The organism is Streptomyces sp. WELS2, assembly GCF_013870595.1.
Classification (GTDB): Bacteria; Actinomycetota; Actinomycetes; order Streptomycetales; family Streptomycetaceae; genus Streptomyces.
Map to the genome: position 1 here is coordinate 1 of NZ_JACBWZ010001405.1, position 323 is coordinate 323.

General features: G+C 66.3%; 1 protein-coding gene. It reads right to left on the reverse strand.

Annotation, left to right across the window (positions count from 1 at the left end; genetic code table 11):
• Positions 1-323, reverse strand: a 323-nt coding sequence (locus tag H5J33_RS36630; protein ID WP_258565660.1) for a non-reducing end alpha-L-arabinofuranosidase family hydrolase, incomplete at both ends; no start/stop codon positions are given.

A 323-nucleotide genomic window follows, 5' to 3' on the forward strand; every position in this document is an offset into this window, starting at 1 on the left:
CCCGGTACCCGAGTCGGGAAGGCTGCCGGTGAACAGCGGCTGCGGAGCGGACCAGCCGTTGGGGTTGGTCGGGTCGCTGGAGGTCCGGTAGATGAAGGGCCAGGCACCCCACTGGTAGGCCAGCACCCAGATCTTCTTCGGCGCGAAGTAGAACAGCGTGGGCGCCACCGCGGACTGGCTCATCCCGGTCTGCCCGGCCGAGGCCATGTCCGACCAGTTGGTGAAGGGAGCGAACGCCATCGAGCCGTACGACGACCCGGACACGTTCGACGCGTAGACCAGGTGCTTGCCGTTGTACACCACGTTGGTGAAGTCCTTCAGCG